The organism is Halomonas sp. KM072, assembly GCF_050710315.1.
GTDB lineage: Bacteria > Pseudomonadota > Gammaproteobacteria > Pseudomonadales > Halomonadaceae > Vreelandella > Vreelandella hamiltonii.
The window spans coordinates 933,723-955,569 of the sequence record NZ_CP136132.1; the positions used below are offsets into that span (position 1 = coordinate 933,723).

26 protein-coding genes and 1 other RNA gene are annotated in these 21,847 nt (G+C 59.6%); 21 read left to right on the forward strand and 6 right to left on the reverse strand.

The window, feature by feature from the left end; all coding sequences use genetic code 11:
* The first annotated feature begins 215 nt into the window (after positions 1–215).
* From RVM26_RS04210 to hisD, 9 genes are all read left to right on the forward strand, one after another.
* Positions 216–1,037 (forward strand): ABC transporter ATP-binding protein, encoded by an 822-nt coding sequence (locus RVM26_RS04210; protein ID WP_040460708.1) that lies wholly within the window; start codon positions 216–218, stop codon positions 1,035–1,037.
* Positions 1,038–1,841 (forward strand): lipid asymmetry maintenance ABC transporter permease subunit MlaE, encoded by an 804-nt coding sequence (gene mlaE / locus RVM26_RS04215; RefSeq protein WP_039177449.1) that lies wholly within the window; start codon positions 1,038–1,040, stop codon positions 1,839–1,841.
* 13 nt (positions 1,842–1,854) lie between these two features.
* On the forward strand, positions 1,855–2,319 hold the full coding sequence (mlaD, locus tag RVM26_RS04220) for an outer membrane lipid asymmetry maintenance protein MlaD (RefSeq protein ID WP_016913488.1): 465 nt from the start codon (positions 1,855–1,857) through the stop codon (positions 2,317–2,319).
* A 39-nt stretch (positions 2,320–2,358) separates the two neighbouring features.
* A complete protein-coding gene (locus RVM26_RS04225) occupies positions 2,359–3,012 on the forward strand; it encodes an MlaC/ttg2D family ABC transporter substrate-binding protein (protein WP_193461181.1) in 654 nt (217 codons plus the stop codon).
* A complete protein-coding gene (locus RVM26_RS04230) occupies positions 3,009–3,341 on the forward strand; it encodes an STAS domain-containing protein (RefSeq protein ID WP_287805396.1) in 333 nt (110 codons plus the stop codon). Before RVM26_RS04225 ends, RVM26_RS04230 begins: the two co-directional genes overlap by 4 nt.
* 136 nt (positions 3,342–3,477) lie before the next feature.
* Positions 3,478–3,729, forward strand: a complete 252-nt coding sequence (locus RVM26_RS04235; protein WP_016913491.1) for a BolA family protein — start codon at positions 3,478–3,480, stop codon at positions 3,727–3,729.
* A 10-nt stretch (positions 3,730–3,739) separates the two neighbouring features.
* Entirely contained in the window at positions 3,740–5,002 is a 1,263-nt protein-coding gene (gene murA / locus RVM26_RS04240; RefSeq protein ID WP_498941002.1) for a UDP-N-acetylglucosamine 1-carboxyvinyltransferase, read from the forward strand.
* A 29-nt stretch (positions 5,003–5,031) separates the two neighbouring features.
* Positions 5,032–5,685, forward strand: coding sequence for an ATP phosphoribosyltransferase (gene hisG / locus RVM26_RS04245; RefSeq protein ID WP_193461182.1), 654 nt, complete (start codon positions 5,032–5,034; stop codon positions 5,683–5,685).
* Positions 5,686–5,698: 13 nt separating this feature from the next.
* The gene (gene hisD / locus RVM26_RS04250) at positions 5,699–7,018 is read left to right on the forward strand and encodes a histidinol dehydrogenase (RefSeq protein ID WP_498941007.1); all 1,320 of its coding nucleotides are present in this window, start codon (positions 5,699–5,701) and stop codon (positions 7,016–7,018) included.
* An 18-nt stretch (positions 7,019–7,036) separates the two neighbouring features.
* On the opposite strand, the gene RVM26_RS04255 is transcribed toward hisD, so the two are convergent.
* Positions 7,037–8,281 carry a S1C family serine protease gene (locus RVM26_RS04255; protein WP_096923169.1) on the reverse strand — a complete coding sequence of 415 codons (1,245 nt, stop codon included), beginning with the start codon at positions 8,279–8,281 and terminating at the stop codon, positions 7,037–7,039.
* Between the two features lie 139 nt (positions 8,282–8,420).
* Here RVM26_RS04255 and RVM26_RS04260 point away from each other — a divergent pair, with 139 nt between their 5' ends.
* Positions 8,421–9,182, forward strand: a complete 762-nt coding sequence (locus RVM26_RS04260) for a Nif3-like dinuclear metal center hexameric protein (protein WP_498941010.1) — start codon at positions 8,421–8,423, stop codon at positions 9,180–9,182.
* Positions 9,183–9,237: 55 nt separating this feature from the next.
* Here the strand turns inward: RVM26_RS04260 and RVM26_RS04265 are convergent, their stop codons facing one another.
* Positions 9,238–9,681 (reverse strand): Z-ring associated ZapG family protein, encoded by a 444-nt coding sequence (locus RVM26_RS04265; protein ID WP_498941011.1) that lies wholly within the window; start codon positions 9,679–9,681, stop codon positions 9,238–9,240.
* A gap of 237 nt (positions 9,682–9,918) precedes the next feature.
* On the opposite strand from RVM26_RS04265, the gene zapE reads away from it, so the two are divergent.
* From zapE to RVM26_RS04305, 8 genes are all read left to right on the forward strand, one after another.
* Positions 9,919–11,100 (forward strand): AFG1/ZapE family ATPase, encoded by a 1,182-nt coding sequence (gene zapE, locus RVM26_RS04270; RefSeq protein WP_498941013.1) that lies wholly within the window; start codon positions 9,919–9,921, stop codon positions 11,098–11,100.
* Between the two features lie 205 nt (positions 11,101–11,305).
* Positions 11,306–11,734, forward strand: a complete 429-nt coding sequence (gene rplM, locus RVM26_RS04275) for a 50S ribosomal protein L13 (RefSeq protein ID WP_016913499.1) — start codon at positions 11,306–11,308, stop codon at positions 11,732–11,734.
* A gap of 13 nt (positions 11,735–11,747) precedes the next feature.
* On the forward strand, positions 11,748–12,137 hold the full coding sequence (rpsI, locus tag RVM26_RS04280; RefSeq protein WP_016913500.1) for a 30S ribosomal protein S9: 390 nt from the start codon (positions 11,748–11,750) through the stop codon (positions 12,135–12,137).
* Positions 12,138–12,345: 208 nt separating this feature from the next.
* Complete coding sequence (gene petA, locus RVM26_RS04285; RefSeq protein ID WP_498941017.1) at positions 12,346–12,936, forward strand: ubiquinol-cytochrome c reductase iron-sulfur subunit; 591 nt, start codon at positions 12,346–12,348, stop codon at positions 12,934–12,936.
* Positions 12,936–14,195: a cytochrome b gene (locus RVM26_RS04290; protein WP_498941019.1), complete on the forward strand. Its 1,260-nt coding sequence runs from the start codon at positions 12,936–12,938 to the stop codon at positions 14,193–14,195. Before petA ends, RVM26_RS04290 begins: the two co-directional genes overlap by 1 nt.
* Entirely contained in the window at positions 14,195–14,962 is a 768-nt protein-coding gene (locus RVM26_RS04295) for a cytochrome c1 (RefSeq protein WP_498941021.1), read from the forward strand. The genes RVM26_RS04290 and RVM26_RS04295 overlap by 1 nt, the downstream gene beginning before the upstream one ends.
* Positions 14,963–15,111: 149 nt before the next feature.
* Positions 15,112–15,738, forward strand: coding sequence for a stringent starvation protein SspA (sspA, locus tag RVM26_RS04300; protein WP_498941023.1), 627 nt, complete (start codon positions 15,112–15,114; stop codon positions 15,736–15,738).
* A gap of 59 nt (positions 15,739–15,797) precedes the next feature.
* Positions 15,798–16,268 carry a ClpXP protease specificity-enhancing factor gene (locus tag RVM26_RS04305; protein ID WP_039177413.1) on the forward strand — a complete coding sequence of 157 codons (471 nt, stop codon included), beginning with the start codon at positions 15,798–15,800 and terminating at the stop codon, positions 16,266–16,268.
* 89 nt (positions 16,269–16,357) lie between these two features.
* On the opposite strand, the gene RVM26_RS04310 is transcribed toward RVM26_RS04305, so the two are convergent.
* The 4 genes from RVM26_RS04310 to RVM26_RS04325 are packed head-to-tail and all read right to left on the reverse strand — an operon-like array spanning position 16,358 to position 19,463.
* On the reverse strand, positions 16,358–16,930 hold the full coding sequence (locus RVM26_RS04310; protein WP_498941025.1) for a BON domain-containing protein: 573 nt from the start codon (positions 16,928–16,930) through the stop codon (positions 16,358–16,360).
* A 46-nt stretch (positions 16,931–16,976) separates the two neighbouring features.
* A complete protein-coding gene (locus tag RVM26_RS04315; RefSeq protein WP_016913507.1) occupies positions 16,977–17,570 on the reverse strand; it encodes a phosphoheptose isomerase in 594 nt (197 codons plus the stop codon).
* Positions 17,571–17,593: 23 nt separating this feature from the next.
* Positions 17,594–17,965: a YraN family protein gene (locus RVM26_RS04320; protein ID WP_498941027.1), complete on the reverse strand. Its 372-nt coding sequence runs from the start codon at positions 17,963–17,965 to the stop codon at positions 17,594–17,596.
* A complete protein-coding gene (locus RVM26_RS04325; protein ID WP_016913509.1) occupies positions 17,955–19,463 on the reverse strand; it encodes a penicillin-binding protein activator in 1,509 nt (502 codons plus the stop codon). Before RVM26_RS04325 ends, RVM26_RS04320 begins: the two co-directional genes overlap by 11 nt.
* Before the next feature lie 112 nt (positions 19,464–19,575).
* On the opposite strand from RVM26_RS04325, the gene rsmI reads away from it, so the two are divergent.
* The 3 genes from rsmI (at position 19,576) to rsmH (ending at position 21,846) form a co-directional block, all read left to right on the forward strand.
* Positions 19,576–20,433, forward strand: a complete 858-nt coding sequence (rsmI, locus tag RVM26_RS04330) for a 16S rRNA (cytidine(1402)-2'-O)-methyltransferase (protein ID WP_100730783.1) — start codon at positions 19,576–19,578, stop codon at positions 20,431–20,433.
* A 32-nt stretch (positions 20,434–20,465) separates the two neighbouring features.
* Positions 20,466–20,837: RNase P RNA component class A (gene rnpB, locus RVM26_RS04335), an RNA gene on the forward strand.
* Between the two features lie 52 nt (positions 20,838–20,889).
* Complete coding sequence (rsmH, locus tag RVM26_RS04340) at positions 20,890–21,846, forward strand: 16S rRNA (cytosine(1402)-N(4))-methyltransferase RsmH (RefSeq protein ID WP_193461195.1); 957 nt, start codon at positions 20,890–20,892, stop codon at positions 21,844–21,846.
* Position 21,847: the final 1 nt, after the last annotated feature.

Consider the following 21,847-nt stretch of genomic DNA (forward strand, 5'->3'; position numbering starts at 1 on the left):
GTCATCACGGTTGATAGCCTTCAAGAATAACATCTTGCGGCGGCTTTTAGCCAAACCACTGGCAGGCCGTGGCCAGCAGGCAAGGTGCGCGTGGCTGTTCCTGTGGGTGGCGTTAGGATACGATGTTCGATAATATTTCGAAAACACTGTTTTTTAAACCGCCGATCCGGGCTCGACATGCCCGCGTCGGCGAGCGAACGAGGGGTGTGATGCCCATGACGGATATGCCCTTTATCCAGGTGGAGGATGTGTACTTTTCCCGCGGCGACCACGATATCTTTCGTGGCGTGAGCATGAGCATTCCGCGTGGGAAAGTCACTGCCATCATGGGGCCCAGCGGAACCGGCAAGACCACCCTGTTGAAATTGATCGGCGGGCAACTGGTGCCTGATCGGGGGCGCGTGCTGATCGATGGGCAGGACGTGCATCGGCTGTCTCGCAAGGCGCTGTTTGCGCTGCGCAAGCGAATGGGCATGCTGTTTCAGAGTGGCGCGCTGTTTTCCGATCTGGATGTCTTCGAGAACGTCGCTTTTCCACTACGCGTGCATACCGACCTGCCCGATACCATGATTCGTGACCTGGTGTTGATGAAGCTGCAGGCCGTGGGTCTGCGCGGAGCGCGCCACCTGTCGCCCGCCGAGCTTTCGGGTGGCATGGCCCGCCGCGTGGCGCTGGCACGGGCCGTGGCACTGGACCCGGAGCTGATTCTTTACGATGAGCCGTTCGTGGGCCAGGACCCCATTTCCATGGGCGTACTGGTGCAGCTCATAAAGCGCTTGAACCAGGCCATGTCGCTGACCTCCGTGGTGGTTTCCCATGACATCAAGGAAACCCTGAGCATTGCCGACTACCTCTACCTGATCGCCGATGGTCAGGTGGTGGCGCATGGCACGCCGGCGTCCCTGGATGTCAACGAGGACCCCAGAGTCAGTCAGTTCATGCATGGTGAGCCGGACGGCCCTGTGCCGTTTCACTATCCTGGCAACACCCTTTACCGAGACATTCTCGGTCACGATCCAGCAAGCGGGGCAGGGTAAATGCAGTCAAGACTCTTACAGTGGGTAGCGCCCATCACGCGATTGGGGCGCAAGGGATGCGAGATGGTGGAAGCGCTGGGGCGCGCGGCAGTGTTTCTCGCGCAGTCGGCGGTGGGCGTACCCTCCCGTGAAGGGTGGGCTCTGTGGCTTCGTCAAATGCATTTTGTCGGCGTGCTTTCTCTGGCCATCGTGCTGGTGTCCGGACTGTTCATCGGCATGGTGCTGGCGCTTCAGGGCTACACCATTCTGGTGGACTTTGGTGCCGAGCAGGCATTGGGGCAGATGGTGGCGCTGTCCTTGCTGCGAGAGCTGGCCCCGGTGGTGGCAGCGCTGCTTTTTGCAGGGCGGGCCGGCTCGGCGTTGACTGCCGAGATTGGTTTGATGAAGGCCACTGAACAGTTGACCAGCATGGAAATGATTGGCGTTGACCCGCTGCGTCGCGTAGTGGCCCCGAGGCTTTGGGCCGGATTCGTGGCGCTGCCGATCCTTACGGTGGGGTTCAGTGTGGTCGGTATCTGGGGCGGCTATCTGGTCGGCGTCGAGTGGCTGGGCGTTTTCGAAGGCTCTTACTGGAGCAACATGCAGTCCAGCGTCTCGTTCATCAACGATGTCGGTAACGGCATGATCAAGAGCCTGGTGTTTGCCCTGGTGGTGACCTGGATCGCCGTTTTCCAAGGGTATGATCTGATTCCCACGTCCGAAGGTATTTCTCGGGCGACCACCCGTACGGTGGTGTACTCATCGCTGGCGGTGCTGGGGCTGGATTTCGTTTTAACCGCCGTCATGTTCGGCGGCCTTCAATAGCTGGGGTGGTGTCATGAAGCGCAGTAAAACCATGGAGTTTGGCGTTGGTCTGTTCATGTTGGCGGGGATCATCGGCCTGGTCTTTCTGGGGCTGAGAGTCAGCGGTTTGACGCTTTCGGGCGCGTCTGACACGTTCCGCCTGGAAGCCAACTTCTCCAATATCGGCGGCCTCAAGCCGCGTGCCCGTGTCACCATGGCGGGCGTGACCGTTGGACGTGTCGAGGCCATCGAGCTGGACCGGGAGTGGTACGATGCACGCGTGGTGCTGAGCCTGAACAGTGACCTGGAAGGCCAGCTTTCGCAGGATACCACGGCGGCCATTCTGACGGCTGGGCTGCTGGGTGAGCAGTATATTGGTTTGAGTGTGGGCGGTGCCCCGGAGGTGCTGCAAGACGGTGACACGATTCGCGACACGCAATCGGCCCTGGTGCTGGAAGAACTTATTCAGCAGTTTGTGTCCAATATGGTCAGCAACTAAGCATCCATGGTGATGGTGCGTGATTACAGAGGTGTAACGATGCAAAAGATGGCAGCAACTTTTTCCCGCTGGTTTGCCCTGGCCCTGCTATTGATGGCTTTGCCTGCCTTGGCCAAGGCGCAGTCTCAGTCGCCCGAACAGATGATTCGCGACAACATCGAAGGGTTCATGGCGCAAATCGAAGGGCGTGAAGACTACTATGCCAACAATCTCGATGAGCTGAAGGCGCTGGTCAACGATAGCCTGGATGACATTGCCGATTTCCGTTATATCGGTGCCAGCGTTATGGGCAGCTATTTCCGCAATGCCACGCCAGAGCAGCGCAGCCGTTTTGCGGATGTCTTCCGCCAGACGCTGATCGATACCTACACGCGTGGTCTGGTGACCTTCGACTACGACGAGCTGCGTGTGTTGAGCCAACAGCGTGCCCAGCGTCACGAAGATCAGGCCAGCGTCGATATGGAAGTGGTGGCCAACAATGGTCAGGTCTACCCGGTCAGCTACAGCCTGCGCCTGGCCAATGGTGAATGGCGCGTGGTCAACGTGATCGTCAATGGTATCAACCTGGGCCTCACGTTCCGCAATCAGTTCGATCAGGCCATGCGTGAAAACAATCGCGATTACGATGCGGTCATTCGCGGCTGGTCGCCGGATATCGGCGTCGAAGAGCTGGAGCAAGGGGGCGATGCGTGAGCACGCTGCTCGACCGCCCGAATGTCTCACTGGCCGAGCAACCAGATGGGCTGGTGGTGTCCGGTGACTTGAGCATGAACGCCGCCGCCGATGTGGCGGCGGCAGGAGTAAGCTGGCTGCGAACCACCCGAGCCACGTCGGTTCAGTTCGACTTCAGCGGTGTCGATGGAGTCAGTAGTGCTGCCTTGAGCGTGATGTTCGAGTGGCTGAGAGCGAGCCAGGTCAGGCAGTTGCCGGTGAGCGCGATCGTGCTATCGCCGCCGCTCCAGCGTCTGGCGACGCTGGCAGAGCTGGAGCCCTTGATAGCTCAGCACAGCCCCGTACAGTAATCCTTCTCCATAAAGCAGCCTGCGGGCTGCTTTCTTCTACCCGTCATGCTGCCAACATCGCCAAGCGTGATGCTTTTCTTTATCATGTGGCCTTTCCGCACATTCTTTTCATGACCCCAAAGGAGTTTCCTGGCTTATGCAACCCAACGAGGTCAAAGCACTGCTTGAATCCCGCATCGATGGGTGTGAGTTTCACATCCAGGGAGAAGGCTGCAATTTTCAGGTTATTGCGGTTGGCGAAGCCTTTGAAGGTCTTTCACCCGTAAAGCGCCAGCAACTGGTCTACGCCGCGCTGAGTGATGAAATCGCGTCCGGTGCCCTCCACGCTATCAGCATCAAAACGTTTACCCCGACGCAGTGGCAAACTGCATCGCAAAGCGCTGAGTAACGGCCTGCCCATGGATAAGCTGATTATTACCGGCAACGGTTGCGTTGACGGAGAAGTGTGGGCCAGTGGCGCCAAGAACGCGGCGCTGCCCATTCTGTGTGCCAGCCTGTTGGCCGATGGCCCCGTCGTGATCGGCAATTTGCCGCACTTGCAGGATATCACCACGACGCTGGAGCTGTTGGGCCGGATGGGCGTCGAGCCCGTCATGGGCGAGAAGCTGAGCATTCAGTTGGATGGCTCTCAAGTGACCCAGTGCCATGCGCCTTACGAGCTGGTCAAGAAAATGCGCGCCTCGATCCTGGTGCTGGGCCCGTTGTTGGCGCACTTCGGCAAGGCCGACGTCTCGCTGCCTGGCGGGTGTGCGATTGGTTCGCGCCCGGTGGATCTGCATCTGCGTGGTCTGGAGGCCATGGGTGCCGAAATCCACGTGGAAGCGGGCTATATTCGTGCGCGCGTAGATGGACGCCTCAAGGGTGCCACGATCTTCTTCGATACGGTGACCGTGACAGGCACCGAGAACCTGCTGATGGCCGCGACCCTGGCCGATGGCCGTACCATTCTTGAAAATGCTGCTCGTGAGCCCGAGGTCGTGGACCTTGCCGAGTGCCTGATCAGGATGGGCGCGAAGATCAAGGGGCATGGCACCGATACCATCATCATCGATGGGGTGCCTTCCCTGCACGGCTGTGAACACGATGTGATGCCGGACCGTATCGAAACCGGAACGTTTCTGGTGGCGGCTGCCATGACCGGTGGGCGTGTCAAGGTCAAGCACACTCGCGCCGATATCCTCGAAGCGGTGTTGGCCAAGCTGGAAGAGGCCGGTGCCGAGATCACCAGTGGTGATGACTGGATCGCGCTGGATATGCACGGCAAGCGCCCCAAGGCCGTCAACATCCGCACGGCGCCGTATCCGGCATTTCCCACCGACATGCAGGCGCAGTTCGTGGCCATGAACGCGGTGGCAGAAGGGCACTCGCGTGTCGTGGAAACGATCTTCGAGAACCGCTTCATGCATGTGCAGGAGCTCAATCGCATGGGCGCCAATATCGTGCTGGAAGGTAACGCTGCGCTCATCCAGGGCGTCGACAAGCTGTCCGGTGCACCGGTCATGGCGACGGATCTGCGTGCCTCGGCGTCTCTGGTGATTGCGGCCATGATGGCCGAAGGCGAGACGCTGGTGGATCGTATTTATCATATCGATCGCGGTTATGAGTGTATCGAGGAAAAACTTCAGCTGCTGGGGGCGAAGATTCGTCGCATTCCCGGCTAAGCCATGTGACCAACCATTGGCCTTACATCATGAGTAAGCAATTGATCCTGGCCCTTTCGAAAGGGCGTATTCTGGACGAAACGCTGCCGCTGTTGGCAGATGCGGGCATAACGCCCGCAGAAGATTTGAGCAAGAGTCGCAAGCTGCTGTTCGATACCAACCTGCCGGATGTGAAACTGGTCATCATTCGCGCCACCGATGTGCCTACCTATGTGCAGTTAGGAGCTGCCGATGTGGGCGTGGCGGGCAAGGATGTGCTGCTGGAGCACGGTGCCGATGGGCTGTACGAGCCGCTGGATCTGGACATTGCTCGCTGCAAGCTGATGACGGCAGGCGTGACCGGGCAACCACCGGCACGAGCTCGTCGCCGGGTGGCGACCAAGTTCGTCAACGTGGCGCGCCGCTACTACGCCGAGCAGGGCATTCAGGCAGAGGTGATCAAGCTGTACGGTGCCATGGAGCTGGCGCCGTTGATGAACCTCGCCGATGAAATCGTCGATATCGTCGATACCGGCAATACGCTGCGTGCCAATGGCATGGAGCCAAGGGAATTGATTGCCCATATCAGTACCCGTCTGGTGGTCAACAAGGCGGCCATGACCATGAAGCATGATCGTATCAAGCCGCTGTTGGCGCGTTTGGAAAGTGCCGTAAAGCAACGTCAATTGCAGCCTGCCGAATGACACGAGGTTTGCCATGAGTGAGACAACCACTGCCACCATTGCTCGGCTCTCTACCACTGAGCCGGGCTTCCACCGTCAGCTGGATACGCTGCTGGACTGGGAGGGTGTGTCCGATAGCGCCGTGCAGGCCCGTGTCGATGAAATACTGGCGGACGTCAAACAGCGCGGTGATCAGGCCGTCATCGATGCCACCAACCGCTTCGATCGGCTGGCCGTCGATTCCATGGAGCAACTGCGCCTGTCGCCCGAGCAGTTGAAAACGGCGTATGAGGGCCTGCCGTCGGAACAGCGTGAAGCGCTGGCCGTGGCAGCGGAGCGCATTCGTCGCTACCACGAGCGGCAGAAGCCGGAGTCCTGGCAGTATCAAGAGGCCGATGGCACGGTGCTGGGGCAAAAGGTGACGCCACTGGATCGCGCTGGTATCTATGTGCCGGGCGGCAAGGCGGCCTATCCTTCTTCGGTGCTGATGAATGCGATACCCGCCCACGTGGCTGGCGTGCGTGAGATCGTCATGGTGGTGCCGACTCCTGACGGTGTGCTGAACGATCTGGTGCTGGCGGCGGCACACCTGGCCGGTGTCGATCACGTCTTCACCATCGGTGGGGCGCAGGCCGTTGCAGCATTGGCTTATGGCACCCAGAGCGTACCCCGTGTCGACAAGATCGTGGGCCCCGGCAACATTTACGTGGCCACCGCCAAGCGTGCGGTATTCGGGCAGGTAGGCATCGACATGATTGCCGGGCCGTCAGAAATCATGGTGGTCTCCGATGGGCAGACCGACCCTGATTGGTTGGCCATGGATCTATTCTCCCAGGCCGAGCATGATGAAGATGCCCAGGCGATTCTGGTCAGTTGGGACGCCGAGCATCTGGATGCCGTCGCGGCTTCCATCGAACGACTGCTGCCTACGCTGGAGCGCGAGGAGATTGCGCGTGCTTCGCTCAAGCGCCGGGGGGCGCTGATTCTCTGTCAGCACCCGGCTGACGCCGTCGAGATGATCAATCGCATAGCGCCGGAGCACCTGGAGCTCTCCGTGGCCGAGCCCGAGGTGTGGCTAGAGGAGATCCGCCATGCAGGCGCCATCTTCATGGGGCGTCATACGTCGGAGGCCTTGGGCGACTACTGCGCGGGTCCCAATCACGTGCTGCCGACGTCCGGCACGGCGCGTTTCTCGTCACCGCTGGGGGTTTATGACTTCCAGAAGCGCTCTTCGATCATTCACTGCTCTCCTGAAGGAGCGTCCGAACTGGGCAAAGTGGCGTCGATCCTCGCCCGAGGCGAATACCTGACGGCGCATGCACGCTCAGCCGAGTATCGTATTCGCAGCAAGTGAGGTATGGGTCGAGCGGCTTCAGGAGCCGCTCTGCCGATCTTCGGACGTCGCATTGGTGGGCACGGGGCGCTCGCCCACTTCCAGGGTGACTTCCATGCGCTCACCGCTGCGCACGATGGTCAGGGGAAGCTTGGTGCCCGGTGGGATAGAGGCAATCTCGCTCATGGTGGCACGAGCGTCCATGATGACCTGGTCGTCGATGGAAAGCAGCACATCGCCGGGCTGCAGCCCTGCCTCTGCTGCTGGCCCACCGCTGACCACGCCAGCCACGATGACGCCTTGGGGAGTGCGTAACCCAAACGAGGCGGCCAGTTCCCGCGATAACGCCTGAGCCTCGATGCCTAGCCAGCCGCGAATCACCCGGCCGCGGGTGACCAGTTCGTCGAGGATGCTGTGGGCAAGGTTGGCCGGAATGGCGAAACCGATGCCCTGTGAGCCTCCCGAGCGTGAAAAGATCGCCGTATTGATGCCCACCAGTGCGCCGTCAGGATTGACCAGCGCTCCGCCCGAGTTGCCCGGGTTGATGGCCGCGTCGGTTTGAATGAAATCTTCGTAGGCATTCAGCCCCAGGTGGCTGCGCCCCGTGGCGCTGATGATCCCCATGGTCACTGTCTGGCCAACCCCAAAGGGGTTGCCTATTGCCAGTGCCACATCGCCCACGGCCACCTCTTTCGAATCGGCCAGCTCGATCACGGGCAGGTTGTCCAGTTGAATGCGCAACACTGCCAGATCGCTTTCCGGGTCGGTGCCAATCACTTGGGCCAGGGTTTCTCGGCCATCGCGCAGCGCCACTTGTATCTGGTCGGCCCCGCTGATCACGTGGTGGTTGGTGAGCACGTAACCATCGTCGCTGACAATGACGCCAGAGCCCAGGCTGGAGAGCATGCGTTGATGGGTCGTCGCATCGTCGCCGCTGAAGAACTGCTGGAAGAATGGATCGGACATCAGCGGGTGCTGGTCCCGTGACACGATGCGCGACGAATAGATGTTGACCACCGCTGGCGCGGCCTGATTGACAGCGTTGGCGTAGCTGGCCGGACCCTGGCTGCGAGAGAGCGGTGCTGCCTGACGGATATCTGGGGCAGGGCGGTTGGCCGTTGGTTGGTTGCCAGTCGCGACCAGTGCAGGCTGTGGCTCGACGGTGGTGGGCGTCGCCTGACGAAACGGGTTGGGAATCTGCTGGGGGAAGGCCAGCAGAATGACTGCGGCCAGCAGAAGGCCCGTGGTAATGGGCCAGAGATAGGGCAGCACAAAGCGGTGCATGCAAGCATTCCTCAGCGGATGGCGGTCTTCAGCAGGTCGCGAGGTTCGCGATAACGTGCAGCGAGTTTACAATAGACGATATGGTAACACTTTACGCTGCGCTTCCCCACGGGGCAGCGGCAACTATTAAGGAGTCCGCGTGAACCATCGTGATCAACTCGTCGCTGCTTGTGACCACCAGCTCCGCGCTGGCCAATTCAAGGATTACACTATCAATGGCCTGCAAGTCGAAGGGCGGGAGGAAGTGCGGCGGGTCATGACCGGCGTGACGGCGTGCCAGGCGCTGCTCGATGAGGCGGTGGCCTGGCAGGCAGATATGGTGCTGGTTCATCACGGCTATTTCTGGAAGAACGAGCCAGTGGCGATTACCGGGATGAAGCAGAAGCGCATCAAGACGCTGATGGCCCACGATATGAGTTTGCTGGCGTATCACTTGCCTCTGGATGCCCATGCGGAGTTGGGCAATAACGCCGAATTGGCGCGGCGCCTGGGATGGAAGGTAGAGGGATGTCTGGACGGCGAGCTGGGCGAAGGATTGCTGTGGTCGGGGCGATTGGTGACACCTCAACCTCTGGCCGCGTTGGCGGAGCAGTTGAGCCATACCCTACAGCGTCAGGCGCTGGTCGTCGAGGCGCCGCTGGCGGGGCCAGTGGAGCGAATTGCCTGGTGTACCGGTGGGGCGCAGGACATGATCACGGCTGCCCACGAAGCAGGTGCTCAAGTATTCGTGTCAGGAGAGATTTCCGAGCGTACCACGCACCTGGCGCGCGAGCTGGGTATTCACTACATAGCGGCTGGGCACCATGCCACCGAGCGTTATGGGGTGCAGGCGCTGGGTGATTGGCTGTCTAGCCAGTTCGATGTCGAGCATCGTTTCGTGGATATCGACAACCCGGCCTGACTCGGAGAAAAGTGCACGCTGCCAGGGCGCTCAAAGGCGCCCTGGCGTGCGTAGATCAGTAGCGTGGGGGTTGCGCAAGCGTATCGCTGTCCGATTTCTGATGCTCTTTCAATCCGAACCCTTCGGAAAGCGTGCCGTTCTTGCCAGCGGCGTAATCGCGGGGCATGGCAAGGTCGGCATCGTTTTCTGCCGTGGCCGCTGCTTTATGATGGGAGGCCTTGACGCTGGTGAGCTGCCATTGAGCCGCCTCGTCGGCGATCTGCGCTTCGATCTGATTTGTCTCTTGGCGGATGCTGTCAAGGCGTTGCTGAATGCCGGTCAGGCTGCTGCCCATGGCTTTTTTCAGTTCCGCAATCTTGTGCTCGCGCTCCAGTAGCGTTTGCTTCAGCGCAGCCATGTCTTTCTCGCTCTTGCTGAACAGGCGATAGCAGGCAAGGCCAATGAGAAAGCCAACGACGAGACCTACAACGGCAAAAATGATTGGCGAGCTTGCTTCCACGGTATTCTCCCTGATAGTGGTGCGCGCCATGTCATCGATGGCATGGCGTCACCGATCGCATGGCTGCATGGTCAGCCCCATTATAGGCGCGTCACGGCTGGTTGGGTCAATCCGCTCATGCGCTTAGCGCTCAGTCGGCGTATAATTAGGCTCTTTTTATCGGTCAGGCCGGTGCTCGGCGGATGTGCAGGTGCGCGTCGATGCATACGCCTGGCTACGCGCTGCGGGAGCATTTTAATGTCATCAGTATCTGCACGTCAGGCGTCTGAACACCCCCATCGCTTGACGCCACTGGAGCGTTATCAGCAGGATTTGACGCGCAGTGACTTTCAATACGACCCGGCTCAGGAGCAGGCGGTCAAGCATCTTCAGCGTCTTTACGATGACCTGCTGTCGACCACCACCACCGTGCCCAAAGCAGTGGTCGCCAGTAAAGGCTTGAAGGCGAAGATGGCGGGGCTGCTGGGCAAGCGCAGCGAGCCAGACAAGCCCCCGGTGCCCCAGGTGAAGGGGCTCTACTTTTGGGGTGGGGTCGGACGTGGCAAGACCTACCTGGTGGATACGTTTTATGACGCCTTGCCCTTCCCTGAAAAAATGCGCACGCACTTTCATCGGTTCATGCAGCGGGTGCATAACGAGCTGACGCACTACAAGGGCGAGAAGAACCCGCTGACGCTGATTGCCGGCAAGTTTGCAACCGAAGCCAGGGTGATCTGCTTCGACGAATTTTTCGTCAAGGACATCACGGATGCCATGATCCTGGCCAATCTCATGGAGGCGCTGTTCGAGCGTGGTGTCGTGCTGGTGGCGACCTCCAATATCATCCCTGATGAGCTCTACAAGGATGGCCTGCAGCGCGCTCGGTTCCTGTCTGCCATCGAGCTGGTCAATCGCCACTGTGACGTCGTGAATGTGGACTCGGGGATCGATTATCGGTTGCGGGCGCTGGAGCGTGCGGAAATTTTCCATGCGCCGCTGGATGAGGCTGCTGACAAGGAGCTGGCGCGCAGCTTCAAGGAGATTGCCGGCCAGGCAGGAGAAGAGGGCGCGCCGCTGGAAATCAACCGCCGTGTGCTGAAAACGCGTCGACTGCATGAGGATGTCGTCTGGTTCGAATTTGCCGAACTGTGTGACGGGCCGCGTAGCCAGAACGACTATATCGAGCTTGCTCGAGAGTTTCATACCGTGCTGGTGGCCAATGTGCCGCGCATGGATGCCAAGCGCGACGACCAGGCGCGCCGCTTCATCAATATGGTGGACGAGTTTTATGATCGGGGCGTCAAGCTCTTGATGTCGGCAGAAGTGCCCGTCGAGTCGCTTTACAGTGACGGCAAGCTGACCTTCGAATTTCAGCGGACGCTGTCTCGCTTGCAGGAGATGCAGTCGCGGGAGTATCTGGCGCTGCCGCATAAACCCTGAGCGCCTCTGTAGCCTGGGTGCGATGCCAAGGGCGTGCGAGAAAAGTGAAGATGGCACTTAACTTGTCCACTCTCTTGCTGTAGAATGCCGCCTCGCTGTACGTTGTAGCCGTTTTCTGGCTGGCTGCAACCAAAAAGAATAGGGATGGTGCTTCGCTATCAAGTGGCGCAAGTTACCCAACACACTTAATCTGGTGATTTCATCCATGAAGACGTTCAGTGCTAAGCCGCAGTCCGTCCAGCGCGACTGGTATGTTGTCGACGCTACGGACAAAACGCTCGGTCGTCTGGCAACCGAGATTGCTCGCCGCCTGCGTGGCAAGCATAAGCCCGAATTTACCCCTCACGTTGATACCGGCGACTACATCGTTGTCATCAATGCCGAGAAAGTCCAGGTGACCGGTAACAAGGCGAAGGCCAAGACCTACTACCGCCACACTGGTTACCCGGGCGGTCTGCGCTCCATGACCTTCGACAAGATGCTGGACCACGCTCCCGAGCGCATCATCGAGTCGGCTGTCAAGGGCATGCTGCCGAAAGGCCCGCTGGGTCGCGCCATGTATTCCAAGTTGAAAGTGTACGCAGGTGCCGAGCATCCGCATGCTGCCCAGCAGCCGCTTGAACTGAACATCTGAGGAAATCTTCGCCATGACACAGCAGTATTACGGTACCGGGCGCCGCAAGACTTCCACCGCTCGTGTGTTCCTGAAGCCGGGCTCCGGCAAAATCACTGTCAACAACCGTGAACTCGACGAGTACTTTGGTCGCGTTACCGGCCGCATGGTTGTTCGTCAGCCCCTCGAGCTGACCGAGACCCTGAACCAGTTCGACGTGTATGTGACCGTCGAAGGTGGTGGTGGTTCTTCACAGGCTGGTGCTATCCGTCACGGCATCACGCGTGCCCTGATGAACTACAACGAAGACCTGCGCCCGACCCTGCGCGCTGCTGGCTACGTCACCCGTGACGCACGTCAAGTAGAGCGCAAGAAAGTCGGCCTGCGCAAGGCGCGTCGTCGTCCGCAGTTCTCCAAGCGTTAATTTTACGCTATGCGGCAAAAACGCCCAGGTCCAAGACCTGGGCGTTTTTTATTGGAATATCAAAAAACTATAGTACCTGTACCACCATGGTCCGGGGCGGTTGTTCTTGTGCAGAGCGCTTTGTTTTTTTAACATAGGGCGTATTTGATATTCGTCGCCGCAAGACGCCTTTGCGGCGAAACGGGTAAGCTGATGGGAGAAACCAGAAATGGCAGATAACGGCGTAAACAAAGGCCGGCGCCGTTTCCTCGTGGGCGCCACCTCCGTTGTGGGGGCGGTGGGCGCTGTCGGGGTTGCGGTCCCCTTTGTGGCATCCTGGCAGCCTAGTGCCAGTGCGTTGGCGGCCGGTGCGCCGGTTCGAGCTAACTTTTCCAAGCTCGAACCGGGGCAGCGTGTCACCATCGAGTGGCGTGGGCGGCCGGTATGGATCATCAACCGTACGCCTGAGATGGTCGAGCGTACAGAGAGCCTGGATCCGTCTCGCTTGCGGGATCCAGAGTCCACGGAGCAGCAGCAGCCTGCCTACATCACTGGCCCGTTGCGCTCTGTGCGCCCCGAGGTCGGTGTCATGGTTGGCGTGTGCACCCACCTGGGTTGCTCTCCGTTGTACCGTCCCGAGCCTGAGGCCGCAGTCACAGACAACTGGCCGGGCGGTTTCTTCTGTCCTTGCCATGGCTCGTACTTCGATCTCGCCGGACGCGTCTTCAATAACGTACCTGCACCCCTCAACCTTGAAGTGCCACCCTATCGTTTCGAGGGTGAGGACATCATCGTTGGTGAAGACGAGGAGGCCGCGTAATGGGTAATCCTAATCGAGTCAAGGCTGAACGCGGCATCATGCGCTGGGTGGACGACCGCTTCCCCGCAACGCAAATGATGCAAGACCACCTCACCAAGTACTACGCTCCGAAGAACTTCAACTTCCTCTACATCTTTGGTGTATTGGCGTTGCTGGTGCTGGTCAACCAGATTCTGACCGGTGTCTGGCTGACCATGAGCTACAACCCCACGTCGGAAGGCGCTTTCCGCTCTGTGGAATACATCATGCGTGACGTCGAGTACGGCTGGATCATCCGCTACATGCACTCGACAGGCGCCTCTGCCTTCTTTGTCGTCATTTACATGCATATGTTCCGTGCATTGATGTACGGATCATACAAGGCCCCGCGCGAGCTGGTCTGGATCTTCGGTATGGCCATCTATCTGCTGCTGATGGCAGAGGCTTTCATGGGCTATCTGTTGCCCTGGGGTCAGATGTCCTACTGGGGTGCTCAGGTCATCATCTCGCTGTTCGCGACCATTCCCGGCATTGGCCCGGATCTGGCGCAGTGGATTCGTGGTGACTTCCTGATTTCCGGAATCACGCTGAACCGCTTCTTTGCCCTGCACGTGGTGGCGCTGCCTATCGTGATCCTGGCACTGGTGGTGCTGCATATCATTGCACTGCACGAAGTCGGCTCCAATAACCCAGATGGCATCGAGATCAAGGAGAAGAAAGACGAAACCGGCAAACCGCTGGACGGCATTCCTTTCCATCCGTACTACACCGTGAAGGATCTGGTGGGTGTGGCGGTCTTCCTGTTCGTTTTTGCGGTGGTGCTGTTCTACTTCCCGGAAGGGGGTGGTTACTTCATCGAGCGTCCCAACTTCGAGCCTGCCAACCCGATGGTAACGCCTGATCACATTGCGCCGGTGTGGTACTTCACTCCGTTCTATGCCATCTTGCGGGCCATTACCTTCGACTTCCTGGGATTGCGTGCCGAGTTCCTGGGCGTGCTGGCCATGGGTGGCGCTATCGCTATTCTGTTCGTACTGCCCTGGTTGGATCGTAGTCCGGTCAAGTCCATGCGTTACAAAGGCTGGTTGTCGCGTATTGCGCTCATCATCTTTGCGATCAGCTTTGTGACCCTGGGTGTTCTGGGTGCCATTCCGGCGACTCCGCTGCGTACGCTGGTTGCCCAGATCTGTACGGTGCTCTACTTCGCCTTCTTCATTCTGATGCCGGTGTATACCAGTATCGAGAAGACTAAACCCGTTCCTGAAAGGGTGACTGGCTAATGAAAAAGCAACTGTTCGCACTGCTGTTCGCGCTGCTGCCTTTTATGGCGGTTGCAGCGCCAGGGCCCGATGTGCCTTACTCCATGACGCCGGATCTGCGTGATCAGGACTCTCTGCAGCGTGGTATGCAGCTTTACGTCAACTACTGCATGGGATGTCACTCGCTGGAGCATCAGCGCTTCTCCCGTGCAGCAAATGATCTGGGCATGCCGCAGGACCTGGTCGAAGAGAACCTGATTTTCTCTTCATCGCTGGGTTACAACGACCTGATGCACATCGCCATGCTGCCGGAAGATGGTGAAAGCTGGTTCGGCGCTGCGCCGCCCGATCTGACGCTGCATGGTCGTCTGCGCGGTCCCGACTGGATCTACTCCTACCTGCTGAGCTTCTACCGTGACCCGAGCCGTCCACTGGGCGTCAATAACGCGGTATTTGATCTGGTGGCCATGCCCAACGTGCTGGAGCCGCTGCAGGGTGTTCAGGAGATGGTCTGCTCGGAAACCGACCAGCCGGTAGCAGGGCAGTCGCCCGACCCGCTGTCTGGCAAGTACCAGTCTTGTGAAGTGCTGCAAGTCACTCAGCCAGGTTCCATGGAGCCTGCCGAGTTCGAGGAAGCCGTCTATGACCTGACCAACTTCCTGGCCTACGTCGGTGAGCCTTCCAAGCTGCAGGCTCAGGCACTGGCGCCCAAGGTGCTGATCTTCATCTTTATCTTTGGTGTGATCGCCTACCTGCTCAAGCGTGAGTACTGGCGGGATGTTCACTAAGCATTAGCCTATGCTTGGTGGGCGGGGCGCACGGCGAAAGCCGTGCGCCCTTTGTTTGTTTATGTGCCCCCAGGGGCTTTGCGTCGCTTTACCATAAAAGGCGGCGGGCGTGTTACTATCGTCTATTGTTTTGATGCGAGGATGCTTTCATGGGTGTTGTGGCCAAGCGGTCGTCAATGATCTTTTACTCAGGTAATGATGATCATTTCAGTCATCGTGTGCGCATTGTTCTGGCTGAAAAGGGAGTGGCGGTCGATATCGTCGATGTTGCTGAGGAACAGCCACCTGAAGAGTTAGCGGACCTCAACCCGTACAACAGTGTTCCCACGCTGCTGGATCGTGATCTGGTGCTCTATGAGTCCAAGGTCATGATGGAGTATCTGGATGAGCGCTTTCCTCATCCGCCGCTGTTGCCCGTCTACCCAGTGGCACGTGCTCAAAGTCGGCTGTGGATGCACCGTATCGAACGCGAATGGTGCCCGATGCTCGAGCTGATCCGCACGGGTGGCAAGAAAGAGGCAGACAAGGCGCGTAAAGAGCTGCGCGAAAGCCTGATCGGCATTTCGCCCATCTTCGAAGACATGCCGTATTTCATGAGCGAAGAGTTTACGCTGGTGGATTGCTGTCTGGCGCCCATCCTTTGGCGTCTGCCCGAGCTCAATATCGAGCTGCCGGAGAAGCAGGTGAAGCCGCTGCTGAGCTACATGTCGCGCGTATTCGAGCGTGAAGCGTTCAAGGCCTCCTTGAACGAGCGTGAAAAAGAGATGCGCGCCTGAATTCATATGGCCCCTAGCCTGATGGGCAGGGGCCTCACTTGTCAGGAGGAGGGAGACTTATGAAGTCGAGCCGTCCCTATCTCGCCCGAGCCTTGTACGAATGGCTTCTGGATAACGACCTAACGCCTTACCTGGTGGTGGATGCCACGCAGCCGGGCGTAGAAGTGCCGCGCCAGTTCGTTCAGAACGGTCAGATCGTACTCAATGCCGCGCCAACGGCAGTGCGTGACCTGTTCATGGAGAACCAGGCAATTGGTTTCAGCGCTCGCTTTGGGGGTCAGCCCATGCAGGTGATGATCCCCATCCCTGCGTTGATCGCTATCTACGCTCGTGAAAACGGGGCAGGCATGGTCTTTGGCCATGAGCCGGAACTGGATGCCGACGAGCTAGAGGGGGGTGAGGAGTCCTCAGCTGATGAAGCTGCACGACCCGAGCTGACCTTGACGGAAGCACCTTCCAAAGAGGCGTCGGATGCATCGACTGCGTCTGAAAAGCCCAAGAAGAAACCGGCTCTCAGAGTGGTCAAGTAGCCGGGCTTTTAGCCTGTTATGGCTAAATGGTTATATTAAAAAAGCCTCGCCAGTCACGCTGGCGAGGCTTTTTGTTGCCAGAATGATGCTCAGTTCAGGTAGTCGAAGACCTTGACGATGCGCTGAATGCCAGCCACGCCGGACGCCGCATTGACGATGCGGTCGGCCTCTTCGCGGGTGACCATGCCCATCAGGTACACGGTGGCATTCTCGGTAGTGACTTTCAGCTTGGAAGAGTCGATCTGGTCATTGGTGGCAAGGTGGCTGATGACATTGGTGGTCAACCAGGTGTCGGCCAGGCGCTGGCTGGCGGGCAGGTTGGCGGCAATGGTCAGTTCGTTGTGCAGCTGATTGACGCCGCGCAGGTTGGAGGCCACGTTGCCTGCCATGCTTTTCAGCTCGTCGCTGGGTACCTGCCCAACCAGCAGCAGGGTGCCGTTGTAGCTATGGGCGCGAATCCGCGCATCACCCAGCCGAGCATCGGCGCGTGACAGGGAGCGCTCCGCTTCGCGTTCGATGGTGGCATCGACGGCCTGGACATCGCTGCTGCGCTGGCCGTAGTTGGAGGGGTTGGAACCGCTGTTGTTGGCACAGCCACTGAGCAGAACCGCGCCGCACAGCGTAGCGACCAAGAGGGAGCGAGAAGAAAAACGTAGGGCCATTGAGATGACTCCTTTATCGATATAATTCGTTGACCTGAGCGCGCTGTCAGGCAGCGCCGCCAAACAGCTGTTCGTCAATTAAATCACACAGACAGTGAATGACCAGCAGATGGACTTCCTGTATGCGCGCCGTCGAGGTGGCGGGCACGCGTATTTCACAGTCATCCTGGCCAAGCAGCGACGCCATGTTGCCACCGTCACGCCCTGTGAGAGCCACCACCGTCATGTCGCGATCATGGGCTGCCTGGATGGCTTGAACGATATTGGCGGAGTTGCCGCTGGTCGAGATGGCCAGCAGGACATCGCCCGGTTGACCCAGCGCACGAATCTGTTTGGAAAATACTTCGTTGTAGCTGTAGTCGTTGGCGATGGAGGTGAGCGTCGACGTGTCGGTGGTCAATGCCAGCGCAGGCAGGCTGGGGCGCTCGCGCTCGAAGCGGTTGAGCAGTTCCGAAGAGAAGTGCTGGCTGTCGCCTGCGCTGCCGCCATTGCCGCAGGCCAGGATCTTGCCTTCGTTGACCAGGCACTGAACCATCATTTGGCTGGCCACTTCGATAAACGGTGGCAGCACCTCGCTGGCATAGGTCTTGGTATCAATGCTGGCATTGAAGTGGTTGAGAATGCGAGATTGAAAGTCCATCAGGGCTTCCCGGTTATAGAGTATTAATAAGCGTCAAAAGCCGCTTGTTCCCATTCGAACGTCAGCTCGGGTGGCATGCCTGTGATCGCTAGAATATCAAAGCGGCAAGGGCAGTCGAGGCCATGCCTTGCAACATAGAGCGTGGCGGCCTTTACCAGACGGCGACGTTTCTGTGTCGTCACGGTCTCCAGTGGATGCCCGTGCTCCGTGGTGGCGCGGTGTTTGACCTCGATGAACACCAGAATATCCCGATCATACATCACCAGGTCCAGTTCGCCGCCCTTCACATGGTGGTTGCTGCTCACCAGTCGAAGGCCTTGCTCCTGCAGCCATTGAGCGGCGATTCGCTCAATGGCTGCTCCTCGGTAGCGTGCGCTTTGCGGGCTACGGCTCATTGCCCAAGAGGCCTGGGATCAGGATGGGGGCGGGAGTGCCGTTCTGGAATTTTGCCCAAGGGAGTTCACGGTGAATGCGGCCGTCGCTGGCCAATGACATGCGACCGGTGCTGCCGTTAAGGCCATTGATGTCCGAGAGGTCCGACATGCGTTTGGCCAGCTCGTAGGCATCGACGCCCATGGCCATGAGGCGGAACATGGAGGCGTCGGACTCGTCGCGCAGCTGCTGGTAGGTAGCGTAGAAAGGCAGGACTTCTTCTCCGCCGACAGCCGCATCAGGAATCTGCCAGGGGATGTCCATGAACATGACGTCGTTGAGGTCCTGATCCAGGCGCGTTTGCCGACGGCCTTCGTGCAGGTGCGATGTGGCGTAGATCGGCAGGTCAGGGGCGTAGTAGTAATCCATGGTGGGCGGTACCTGGCGTGCATAGTCAGGTAGGGCGAGCAGGAACAGGGCGTCGATGTTACCCAGACGAGCCCGTTCGCCGCTGACATTCAGCGCTGTTTGTACCGCATTGGACACCGGGCTGCTCGGGTTGTAGCGCACGGCATTGGTGACTTCTCCGCCCAGACGCTGGTACTCGTTCCAGAAGGCTTCGCCTACTCGGCGGCCCCAGTCATTATCCGGCACCATGACGGCTACCTGGCGGTGCCCGTCCTGATAAGCACGGCGAGCTGCCTGGCGCGCTTCGTCTTCCGCTGACAGCCCATACTGCAGCAGGCGCTGGGCCTGGTTACTAGAGTTGTGCCCGTAGTTGAGCGCCAGCGTAGGAAGTGGAACGCTGTCGCGCTCCTCCAACTGGGTCACCTGCTCCTTGTCGAGTGGGCCGATCAGCAGCTGTGCGTTCATCTGCTCGGCACGGCTGTAGATTTCATCCAGAGAGTACTGAGAGGCGTCGATGAAGGTCAGCTGTACGCCATCATTGCTGATTTCATTGTGGCGACGCATGGCCGTGGTCAGCGTGCTGGCCACGCTGCTCAGAGGGCCGGATTCCGGCAGGGCCACGGCGATGCGTCGCACATCGGTGCCTTCCAGCTCCGGCAGTGCGACCTGTACCTCGTCAGGACGCTGATCCAGCGCTTCCTGGGCCCATTGACGGCGCTCTGCCAGCGTTTGCTGCTGGTTGGCTTGCATGGGCAGCTCATCATCCAGCACTTGCGTGGCGCGCAGGACCGCTTGCGGGTCGTTCATGCCGCGGGCCAGTTCCGAAAACAGCATGGCCCAGCGTAAACGGTCAGTATCGCCCAGCTGGGCTTCGTCGATGCTGCTGGCGGCTTCGAAGGCACTTTCTCGCTGGCCCTGGCGGGCCAGGATGTTGGCCGCTTCCAGGCGCGTTTGGGCAGCCTGTTCGGGAGCCTGCTGCTCTGCCTGGCTGAGCAGTCGTCCTGCGTCCTGATCGGGGGCTCGGTCAACGACGCTGGGCGGCTGCATGGCACACCCGGTGATGAGAAGTGCCATGAAGGCAGTGGCCAACAGGCCACGAAGTGACTGTTTCATGTATCCTTCCTTAGTTTCCATTTGCGCTGTCGCGGCCTATGAGCAGGTTGATCTCACGTTGAGTAAGCATAGCGCACCGTCAGGGCAAGCTATTAATAAATCGGGAGTCACGATGACACACCAACCTCCGGGCACATTGTACGTGGTTGCTACGCCAATTGGGAATTTGGACGATCTGTCGCCTCGCGCCGCTCGGATACTTGCCAGTGTGGCGCGCATCGCCGCCGAGGATACGCGCCATAGCGGACGTTTGTTGGCCCATCTGGGGGTCAATACCCCCATGATATCACTGCATGAGCATAACGAAGTGCAGCGCGTGGATAGCCTGGATCGTTATCTTGTGGCAGGGGAAGACATCGCTCTGATCAGTGATGCCGGCACGCCGCTGATCTGTGATCCGGGATTCGTGCTGGTGCGCGAGCTGCGTGCGCGTGGGCGTCATGTGGTGCCCTTGCCCGGTCCTTGTGCCTTGATCGCGGCGCTGTCGGCGGCTGGCCTGCCCACGGATCGCTTCACCTTTGGCGGTTTTTTGCCTGCCAAGTCCAGTGGCAGGCGCCAGGCGCTGGAGCGGTGGGTGGCCCGGGAGGAGACGCTGGTGTTTTACGAGTCGCCTCATCGTATCCTGGCGACGTTGGAGGCGCTGGCAGAGCAGATGCCCGAGCGCAGCGTGGTGCTGGCCAGGGAGCTGACCAAGACTTTCGAGACGTTTTTGCAGGGAACCCCTGCGCAGCTGCTGGAACAGATGGAGCAGGATGCCAATCAGGCGCGTGGTGAGTTCGTGATCGTCATTGCCGGAGCGGCGCCCGTCGAGCGGGGTGATGAGCAGTCCGTGGAGGCAGATGCTCTGCTGGCGGCGCTATTGGCCGAAGGGGTCGGGGTCAAGCAGGGAGCGGCGGTGGCGGCGCGATTGATGGGGGGGCGCAAGCAGCAGTGGTATGCCAGATTGCAGGCAATCAAAGGCGAGCATTGAGGCCAGGGCGGGGCGCTGGTATGCTTGCCGCCGGAGTTGGCCAGACAGTCGCCGCTAATATGCTCGCAAGAGCCGTTGGGGGAGGAAAGTCCGGGCTCCACAGGGCAGAGTGCCAGGTAACGCCTGGGCGGCGAGAGCCGACGGAAAGTGCAGCAGAGAGTAGACCGCCTAAGTTTCTGACATCAACCTCAGGAACCGGTAAGGGTGAAAGGGTGCGGTAAGAGCGCACCGCGCGCCTGGCAACAGTGCGTGGCATGGTAAACCCCACTCGGAGCAAGACCAAATAGGGACCCAATGGCGTGGCCCGCGCTGGGTCCGGGTAGGTTGCTTGAGCGCTGTGGTGACGCAGCGCCTAGAGGAATGACTGTCCACGACAGAACCCGGCTTATCGGCCGACTCCCCATTTCCATGAAAGGCGTGCAGGGCACGCCTTCCCAAATTTTGTGTGAGAGTAACATGCCTTCTGCCGACGCCGATCAGGTCGCTTCCCGTTTTCGTCATACCAGCGTGTTATTGGACGGGGCCGTCGATGCGTTGATCCATGATCCCGACGGTGTCTATCTGGACGGCACGTTCGGCCGCGGGGGGCACTCGCGTCTCATCCTGTCGCGGTTGAGTGAACAGGGCCGCTTGTTGGCCATGGACCGCGACCCACAGGCCATTGCCGCCGCTGCGGAAATCACCGACTCGCGTTTTGAGATCACTCGGCGTGAATTTGCGCGGTTGGCGGAATTCGCCCAAGAGCAGGGCGTCCATGGCCGGTTGTCGGGCATCCTGCTGGATATCGGCGTGTCGTCGCCGCAGTTGGACGATCCCGAGCGTGGTTTCAGCTTCATGCGCAATGGCCCGTTGGACATGCGCATGGACCCCACGCAAGGTGAGAGCGCTGCGAGCTTTCTGGCCCGTGCCAGCGAATCCGAGATAGCCAGCGTCTTCAAGACCTATGGCGAAGAGCGCTACGCCAGGCGGTTGGCCAATGCCGTGGTCAAGCGGCGCGTCGAGCAACCTTTCACGCACACCGTGGATCTGGCCGACGTCCTCAAGGCAGCCCATCCCGCCTGGGAAAAGGGCAAGCACCCGGCGACCAAGGCGTTTCAGGGGCTGCGTATTTACCTCAACGGCGAGCTGGAACAGCTGGATGGCGCTTTGGAGGCGGCCCTGGAGGCCTTGGCGCCGGGTGGGCATCTGGTGGTCATCAGCTTTCATTCGCTGGAAGACCGTCGCGTCAAGCACTTCATTCGCCACCATGTCCGCGGAGATACCCACTTGCCGCGCGGCGTTCCCATCCGTGATGATCAGTTGAATCGCCGTCTCGAGGCCTTGGGCAAGGGGAGCCGTCCCAGCGATGAAGAGGTGGATGCCAATCCCCGGGCCCGCAGTGCCGTCATGCGTGCCGCCCGTAAGCGAGCGTGAT